The following is a 1,315-nucleotide window of genomic DNA, read 5'->3' as shown; positions in this document are numbered from 1 at the left end:
TGTCTCGTCCTGAAATAGATTGACAGTATTTCATTTAAAACCGAGTTAAGCAATTAGCTCGGTTTTTGCTTTCTCATACATTTGATTTGGAGTTAACATCTCCAAGCTCAAATGCGGTCTATAACAGTTATAAATCTCTACCGATTCTATAATTAATTGATTCAATTCCTCCATCGTATTACAGCGCGTTGTTAAAAACTCTTGCTTCAATATACCATTCACTCTTTCAGCAAGCGCATTCTGGTAACAGTCATGTCCGTCTGTCATCGATGGAGTAACTCCATGCTTATTCAAAGCTGATTGATATAACTCAGAACAATATTGTGAACCTCGATCTGAATGATGAATCATCACAGTGGATCGATCTGTTGAGTGTTTCATTGCCATTTCAAAAGCTTGTACCACGCTCTCTGCTTTCATATCTTTCGATAATTTATAGCCTTTAATCTGTCGGGTATAAGCATCTGTGACCAATGATAAATAATGCACACCTTCAGCACTTTCGACATAAGTAATATCACTAACAAGAACCTCATTCGCTTGTACGGGTTTGTAGTCTTTCAATAAATTAGGATGTTTCTTCATCCAATGTTTACTATCTGTCGTTTTGGTATAACGACGTTTAGGTCGAATTAATAAGTTATTTTCTTTCAATATCTTAAATAATTGATCTCGACCAAACTTTAAACCGCGTTCTATGAGTTTCGGTTTAATTAACCAATACAACTTACGAGTACCAATGCTCGGCATTAAATAACGATAATGCATTACAAGATCAATCACTTGCTGAGTTTGTTGAGCCATAACTTGAGCACGTTTTTCCGATTGATAATAGGCTTGCCTTGAAATTCCAAGCCATTGGCATAAGCGAGTAACACTTAATCTTCTTTTGCTTTTCCAATCTTCGAAACGTGCTCTATATACTTTTTTTGAAAATCCGTCCCACATTCTTTATCTAAATGATAAATCACATCTTCAACAAACTCTGTTTTAAGTTTTTCCTCAGCCAATTGCTTTTCTAACTGACGAATACGTTGTTGCGGAGTGAGTTGGCGTTTTGATGATTTTGGCATGGTTTTAGAGGTCCAATCTTGTTGCCCGAACTTACGTAGCCAGACTAAAACAGTTGATCTACCTTGAATACCATATTTTGCTTGTACTTGCTTATAAGTCTTTTGCCCTTTTTCAACTTCATGAATAACCATCATTTTAAAGGCAAAGGAATAATCTCTTTGAGTTCGTTTAACTCTTTGCTTTTGATCTTGTTCCATAAAATAAGTCTCTAATATGTAAACTTATTTCAGGACGGGACAAT

1 protein-coding gene is annotated in these 1,315 nt (G+C 35.6%); it reads right to left on the bottom strand.

The window, feature by feature from the left end; translation table 11 throughout:
- Window positions 1–45 precede the first annotated feature (45 nt).
- Window positions 46–1,271, bottom strand: a protein-coding gene (locus tag AVJ19_RS21095) for an IS3 family transposase (RefSeq protein WP_228203427.1) whose coding sequence is annotated in 2 segments (ribosomal slippage) — window positions 46–941 and window positions 941–1,271 — 1,227 coding nt in all. Because the reading frame shifts where the segments join, the coding sequence is not laid out codon by codon here.
- Between the last annotated feature and the right edge of the window lie 44 nt (window positions 1,272–1,315).

The sequence above is a fragment of the Acinetobacter sp. CFCC 10889 genome (assembly GCF_003268395.1).
In the GTDB taxonomy this organism is placed as follows: Bacteria; Pseudomonadota; Gammaproteobacteria; order Pseudomonadales; family Moraxellaceae; genus Acinetobacter.
Note: the sequence above shows the minus strand (reverse complement) of the source record. Positions and strands in the feature narration are given on the sequence as shown.